General features: G+C 69.5%; 6 protein-coding genes. 3 read left to right on the forward strand and 3 right to left on the reverse strand.

Going from position 1 to position 7,044, the window contains the following annotated elements; all coding sequences use genetic code 11:
* Window positions 1-144 precede the first annotated feature (144 nt).
* From K8638_RS41950 to K8638_RS41960, 3 genes are all read left to right on the forward strand, one after another.
* On the forward strand, window positions 145-1,089 hold the full coding sequence (locus tag K8638_RS41950) for a metalloregulator ArsR/SmtB family transcription factor (protein WP_223760402.1): 945 nt from the start codon (window positions 145-147) through the stop codon (window positions 1,087-1,089).
* Window positions 1,090-1,129: 40 nt separating this feature from the next.
* Window positions 1,130-2,608, forward strand: a complete 1,479-nt coding sequence (ahcY, locus tag K8638_RS41955; RefSeq protein ID WP_223760403.1) for an adenosylhomocysteinase — start codon at window positions 1,130-1,132, stop codon at window positions 2,606-2,608.
* A gap of 162 nt (window positions 2,609-2,770) precedes the next feature.
* Window positions 2,771-3,127: a hypothetical protein gene (locus tag K8638_RS41960; protein WP_223760404.1), complete on the forward strand. Its 357-nt coding sequence runs from the start codon at window positions 2,771-2,773 to the stop codon at window positions 3,125-3,127.
* A 402-nt stretch (window positions 3,128-3,529) separates the two neighbouring features.
* Here K8638_RS41960 and K8638_RS41965 read toward each other — a convergent pair whose 3' ends face one another.
* The 3 genes from K8638_RS41965 to K8638_RS41975 form a co-directional block, all read right to left on the reverse strand.
* Complete coding sequence (locus K8638_RS41965; protein WP_223760405.1) at window positions 3,530-3,967, reverse strand: hypothetical protein; 438 nt, start codon at window positions 3,965-3,967, stop codon at window positions 3,530-3,532.
* Window positions 3,968-4,203: 236 nt separating this feature from the next.
* Window positions 4,204-6,042: a hypothetical protein gene (locus K8638_RS41970; RefSeq protein WP_223760406.1), complete on the reverse strand. Its 1,839-nt coding sequence runs from the start codon at window positions 6,040-6,042 to the stop codon at window positions 4,204-4,206.
* A 142-nt stretch (window positions 6,043-6,184) separates the two neighbouring features.
* Window positions 6,185-6,532, reverse strand: coding sequence for a hypothetical protein (locus K8638_RS41975; protein ID WP_223760407.1), 348 nt, complete (start codon window positions 6,530-6,532; stop codon window positions 6,185-6,187).
* Window positions 6,533-7,044 lie beyond the last annotated feature (512 nt).

A 7,044-nucleotide genomic window follows, 5' to 3' on the forward strand; every position in this document is an offset into this window, starting at 1 on the left:
AGGGCTTCACATCGCTCGGCCGTCCGCCCGCCGCGCCAGGAAGGAGCCGGTGTCGCATCCCGCCCGTCCGGCATCTTCTCCTTGACCGGAGCCCGCCCCCTATCAATACTCCATCCGGATTGACGGATTGAGTTTTCCCCACGCATGAACACGGCGCCCGCCATACTCGGCTGGATGACGTCGCTCGCCGACCCGACCCGGGTGCGCCTGCTGCGCCTGGTGGAGCGTCACGAGCTGACGGTGGTGGAGCTGTGCGCGGTGCTGCAACTGCCCCAGTCCACGGTGAGCCGGCACCTGAAGGTGCTGGCGGACGACGGGTGGGTGGACTGGCGCCCCGAGGGCACCAGCCGCCTGTACCACATGGCGCTGGACGGGCTGCCTCCCGCGGCGCGGCGCCTGTGGATGCTGACGCGCGAGCAGATGTCCCAGGCCATCTCCGCGGAGCAGGACGACCAGCGGCTGGCCTCCGTGCTCGCCGAGCGGCAGAGCCGCAGCCAGGCCTTCTTCTCCAGCGCGGCGGGCAAGTGGGACAAGCTGCGCCGCGAGCTGTTCGGCGAGCGCTTCGACGTGCTCGGCCTGCTGGCCCTGCTGGACCCGGCGTGGCGCGTGGGAGACCTGGGCTGCGGCACGGGGCAGACGTCGGAGATGCTGTCGCCGTACGTGCGGCGCGTCATCGCCGTGGAGTCCTCCGCGGCCATGTTCAAGGCGGCGAAGGCCCGGCTGGGGAGCCTCCCCAACGTCGAGCTGCACCGCGGGGATTTGCACTCGCTGCCGCTGGATGACGGGGCGCTGGACGTGGCGCTGCTGCACCTGGTGCTGCACCACGTGGCGGAGCCGGCGGCCGTGCTGGCTCAGGCCGCGCGGGCGCTGGCGCCGGGCGGGCGCGTCCTCATCATCGACATGCAGCGGCATGAGCGCCGCGAGTACCAACAACAGATGGGACACGTCTGGCTGGGCTTCGAGCCGGAGCAGCTCACCGGCTGGCTCACCGGCGCGGGCTTCACGGACGTCCGCATCCACCACCTGCCCGCGGACCCCGCGGCCAAGGGCCCCGCGCTGCTGTCCGCCGTGGCGGTCCGCGAGAAGTGAAGAAGCACCTCCAACCCGCAGCTTTCAACCGGAGTCGATGATGAGCACTGCGCTGAAGACGAAGACGGCGGACCGGCCGGCTTTCAAGGTGAAGGACCTGAGCCTGGCCGAGTGGGGCCGCAAGGAAATCATGCTGGCCGAGGACGAGATGCCCGGCCTGATGGCGCTGCGCGCCCGCTATGGGCAGACGAAGCCCCTCAAGGGCCTGAAGGTCATGGGCTCGCTGCACATGACGGTGCAGACGGCGGTGCTCATCGAGACGCTGTCCATCATGGGCGCGGACGTGCGCTGGTGCTCGTGCAACATCTTCTCCACGCAGGACCACGCGGCGGCGGCCGTGGTGGTGGGCCGTCCCGAGACGGGCGGCACGGTCGAGAACCCCAAGGGCATCCCCGTCTTCGCCTGGAAGGGCGAGACGCTGGAGGAGTACTGGTGGTGCACCGAGCAGTCCCTCATCTGGCCCGACGGCTCCGGCCCGGACCAGATTGTGGACGACGGTGGTGACGCCACCCTGCTGGTGCACAAGGGCCTGGAGTTCGAGAAGGCCGGCAAGGTTCCCGACTTCAACGCGGCGAGCGAGCCCGAGGAGTGGGGCGTCATCCTCGGCCTGCTGAAGGACCTGCAGAAGCGCGATGCGCAGCTCTGGCAGCGCGTGGCGCCGAAGATTCGCGGCGTGAGCGAGGAGACGACGACGGGCGTGCACCGTCTGTACGACATGCAGAAGGCCGGCACGCTGCTGTTCCCGGCCATCAACGTCAACGACAGCGTCACCAAGAGCAAGTTCGACAACCTGTACGGCTGCCGTCACTCGCTGGTGGACGGGCTCAACCGCGCCACGGACGTGATGCTGTCCGGCAAGGTGGCCATCGTCTTCGGCTACGGCGACGTGGGCAAGGGCTGCGCCCAGGCGTTCAAGGGCCAGGGCGCGCGCGTCATCATCGCGGAGATCGACCCCATCTGCGCGCTCCAGGCGGCGATGGAGGGCTACCAGGTCGACACGATGGACAACTGGGTGGACAAGGCGGACATCTTCATCACCGCCACGGGCAACCGCGACATCGTCACCGCGGAGCACATGGCCAGGATGAAGGACAAGGCCATCGTCGCGAACATCGGCCACTTCGATAACGAAATCGACATGGCCGGGCTGAAGAAGGTGCCGGGCATCAAGTGCACCAACATCAAGCCGCAGTACGACATGTGGACCTTCCCGAGCGGGAAGAGCGTGCTCATCCTCGCCGAGGGCCGCCTCTTCAACCTGGGCTGCGCCACGGGCCACCCGAGCTTCGTGATGTCCACGAGCTTCACCAACCAGTGCCTCGCGCAGCTCGAGCTGGCGACGAACCTCAAGGCGTACGAGAAGAAGGTCTACACGCTGCCCAAGCGGCTGGACGAGGAGGTGGCGCGGCTGCACCTCGACAAGCTGGGCGTGAAGCTGACGAAGCTCACCCCGGACCAGGCCTCGTACATCGGCGTCTCCGTCGAGGGCCCGTTCAAGCCGGACCACTACCGCTACTAAGAGCGCGGTGAGATGACAGGCCCGGGTCGCCGTGCTTCGGCGGCCCGGGCCTTCTTGTTCGCGCCATCTCACGGAAGCGCGGCGAGCCGCTGCCGCTGCCGCACGGGCAACCGGTTTTCCGCGAAGCCTTCGGTGTCATATGAGGGGATGCCTCAGGGGGCCATGGACAGGATTGCGTTCTACGGGACCCTCGAGACGGGCGACTCCGAGGCGGTCTCCCGCCTGCTGCGGGACTGGCTGCGGACCGAGCGGCTCGACATGAAGGTCGGGCGCGTGGGCGTGGAAATCGTCCACGAGGTGGAGGGCTTCTACCTCTACTGCCACGAGACGGGCTCGCAGCCCGGCATGGCGCCCTTCTATCTCCTGGAGGGCCACCTGGATGGCACGCTCGACACGGCGAGCGCGCGGCTGAAGGAGCTGGCGCGGCTGTGCGCGGAGCGGAGCATCGGCCGCAGCCTCGAGTACGTCCAGGTGAACGAGGACGGAGACGAGCTGAGCGAGCAGTTCACCGTCAGCTGACGCATAGAGGGATGGGGGCCCTGTTGAGGGGGAGGGAGGGTGCAGCGGGGCCGAGGGGGGCCGCTGACGGGGCCGCCCGCGCGATGCTCCCGGCCGGTGGACAGGCCGCTTGAGCCCCCTTGGGGGACACGCCTGCCCAGGCCGCGCTCCCTTCAGGTGCGTGGCAGCGGCCGCCGGCCTGTTGGCTGTCTTGAGCCTCGCGCTGGTGCTCGGCGAGCGTCTCCGGGGAGAGCACGCACACGGCGGTGAGGGCTGGCGCCGCGGCGCAGAGGGACGCGGCGGTGCGGAGCGCGCGGAAGTCGGAAGGGCCGCCCCGCACGCGCAAGGCCGGTGCGCGGTCGAGGGGAACAATGGATAGCAGCGCCTGGAGCGCCGCGAGCGGGTCTTCCTGGATGACCTCGCTCACCGTCGCGGGAAGGGCTCCGGGCGAGGACGGGCAGGGGGTTCCAGGAGGCGGCGGCTCAGCTCCCAGGTGGCGGAGCCGGCGTGGGGCGGCGTCAGGCCCTCCAGGAGGGCGCGGCGCTCGTGGAGCGTCTTGCCCCGGAAGAGCAGCTCGCGCCGGTGGCCCGTGGGCTGGGAGAGGACGACGAAGGCCTCCGCGTCGGCCGTCAAATCCCGCTCGCGGGCGAGCGCCGTGGCCCACGCGGAGACCATGGCCCGGGCGTCATCGTCCTCCGCCACGACGACGCTCAGCCCGTGGCGGTGGACCCACTCGGTCCACAGGGCGAGCGCGCGCTCCGGAGGGCCGACGAGGGTGCTCAGCGTGGGAATGCCTTCCGCGCGCCGCCGCGCATGGCGGTCCAGCGAGTCGAGCAGCGCGTCATCCACCGGCGGCAGCAAGCAATCCCCCCCACGCCGCGTGGCGGAGACCCGCCACGCTGGGGAGGAAGCCTGCGCCTCTTCCGGTGTCGTGGCAAGTCAGGGGGGGATGGGGTGTCGAGCGACCTACCACCGCATGGGTATGGCCGAGTGTCTGTCTTTGAGTGCTTCCAAGCCGTGGGCCTTGCAATCGCACTCAGGCTCACTCACGACCCGAACCCCCGCGCCGTGCTCGTGCGCGGGGGCGGGGCCCTCACTCAGCGCTGGGCGGGGAACCCACTCAGGATGCGCGAGGCCTGCTGCCACAGCACCTTGAGCTCCGCGTCGGTGTTCTTGTCGTTGGCCGCGGAGTCGAAGAACTGCTTCAGCCCTTCGCGGTTCTGGGCCGGGTTGTTCCGGAGCGTCCGGAAGAAGGGCTCGAGCGCGCGGTCCGCCTTGTCTCCATACCGGGAGCTGGCTTCCGTGATGACTCCATCCAGCAGCTGGTGGAGCTGGTCACCGTTCAGCCCGCCGCTCTTTGCCAGCTTCTCGACGGCGGGGATGGGCTCGGGGTCCAGCCCGATGCTGCCGTTCGTGAGCTCGGGATACTTTCGCATGAGGTTCTGGAGCTGGTCCGGCGTCAGCCCCAGCTTCCCCGTGAGGAGGTCGATGCGGTCACCGCCCGCGTCCATCAGGGCGTCCTGGAGCTTGCCCTTGATGCCAATCTGGTCCAGCAGGCTCCGGCGCTCGTTGTCGAGTCCCTTCTCCTCGATGACGTTGCCCAGCAGCTCTCCGACCGCGCTGATGCCGGCGCCGATGCCGCTGGCGACGGCGCCCGGCACCTGGCCTCCCGGGAACGAGCCCAGCGCGCCGCCGAGGACACCGATGGCATCACCGAAAAGGGCCACGGCGTAGCCGGGGTTGCCGGTCTCCTTCGCCTTCTGGGTGTTGACGGCCAGGGACGCGGCGCTGGCGACGGCCCCGAGCCCCGGGGCGAACCTCAGCGCGAAGTCCGCGGCACTCAGCGCCTTGCCTCCATGGCGGAGGGCCAGCCCGTTCTCGGCGTTGCGGCCCAGGTCCACCAGGCTCTGCGTGGCGCCCGCCACGAACTCCAGGGTCCCCTTGCCCGCGCCGGCGAACTCCTTCACGGCCTCCACGTACTCGCCCTGGTTGGCCTTGGCCGCCCCGGTGTGCGCGCTGAACGCGATGAGGCCGGCGGTCAGCAGCTTCTGTCCGGCGCTCTGGTTGGCGAAGTCCTTCCCCAGTTCCTCGAAGAAGTCGTAGTTGCCGTTGGCGGCCTGCTCCATCGCCTTGAGTGCCATGGAGGCCTGCGCCGCGCCGTCCTTAGCGTCGAAGAGCGGCTTGCCAAAGTCGGCGAAGGTCTTGTCGAGCTGCTTGAGCTTCTCCACGTACGCGCTCATCGCGCTCTTCGGGTCCCCGTTGTTCTCCACCAGGAGACGGGCGGCGAGCCCGTTGGCCGCGGGCTGGAGGACCTCCTTGTTGAAGTCCTTGAACTCGTTGAAGGCCCGTCCGACGGCCGGGTCCTTGAAGAGCTTCTCCACCACGTCCGCAGCCCGGGCGGACGCGGGGGAATTGGCCAGCGACTCGAGCGACTCGTAGAGCTCCTTGCGCGCCTGCGGGTCCTTGATGGCCGCCTGCCCCAGCGTGGCCTGGTTCTTCTCCAGCGACTCCGCGAGCGCCTGCGCCGCCTTGGCCTCCTCCGCATAGGCTTCCTTGTTCTCGGGCGCCTGCTGGAACTTCTGGATGAACTGGGCCTTCTGCTTGTCATTGAGCGCCGGGCCGAAGTTCGCCAGGAGCTTCGACAGCCGCTCGTTCTTCGCCTGGGTGGTCTCGCGCGCCTTGTCGAGCCGGGCCTTCGCGCCCTGGACTTCCTTCCGGGCGCCCGCGGCGTTGGTGGCGGGCGCGGCGGCGGTGGGGCCCGACGCGGGCTCGAAGCGGCTCTGCCCCTGGTGGGCGCGCACGTCCGGGTGGTTGCTCGCGGCGGAGGGCGAGTCCTTCGGGGCAGGGGAGGTGGACTTCTTCTTCTGCTCGGGGGCCGGAGGGGGAGGAGTGGAAACGGTGTCACGGCGCCGGGTGATGTTGTCGATCGTGCCCATGATGGTTCTCCGCAGGGGAATTGGCGGGAAAACACCCACCTATGCATGAATTATCCGACGTCGACCCGAGAAGTTGCCTACAGACAACTCCTTTGTGGATGTTTGTAGTTTGGTGTGCGCTTTGTGGGAAATCAGGGATTTGTCAGGAGCAGCGGAGTCCCAGCGCCTTGCGCAGCACCGGCAGCCGTGCCAGGGGCACCGCGCCGAAGACGAAGCGGTCCGGGCGGACCACCGTCACGTCCACGCCGTGTCGGGTGAACCACTCCGCCAGCCTGCCGGTGTGGTCCTCCACCGCGTCGGAGTCCGTGCTCCGCATCCCCGCGGGGAGGAGGGTGAGGGCCCTTCCTCCCAGCGCCTCCGCGAGCTCTTGCGCGGCCTCCACCGCCGGGCCGCCCTGTCTGCTCAGCACGGCGAAGCCGGGGCCCAGAGCGTCGTCCAGCAGCCGCTCCTCCCCGGACGCGAGCCGTACCCGCGGCTGCGGGAAGAGCATAAGAGGGATGTGAGGGGGAGGGAGGGTGCAGCGGGGCCGAGGGGGGCCGCTGACGGGGCCGCCCGAGTGATGCTCCCACGAGCAGCTCGATGCTCCGACGCGCGCCCTCGTCCCGCTCCAGCGCTTCTACTGGCCCGTCCGGTAGCCCTCCCGGGCCTATGGGGCTTCTTCAACGCGGCCCGCTGGACTCGAAGTGGGCGGGCGCGCCGGGGGGTAGGCGGGCGAGTAACACACGCCCTTGTACACGTAGGTGTCCTCGCCACAGTCCTTCAGCTCCAATGCCGTCTTGATCCAGCACCCACCATTGATGGGAACCTGGGACCGGGGGCAGCGGCCCGTGGCATCCGGACGCCTTTGTCCCGGCAAGGGCCGGGGTGGCACTTCTGCGGAGAGGGGCGACCCTACGGAGGGCGCCCGGGTGAGCGGCACCTGTGTCGTCAGCACCGAGTCTCCGACCGCCACGGTGCCTCCATCCCGGGCCTCCTCGGGCGCCTCCGCGCGCACCGTCTCCG

This window comes from Myxococcus sp. RHSTA-1-4 (assembly GCF_020037125.1).
In the GTDB taxonomy this organism is placed as follows: Bacteria; Myxococcota; Myxococcia; order Myxococcales; family Myxococcaceae; genus Myxococcus.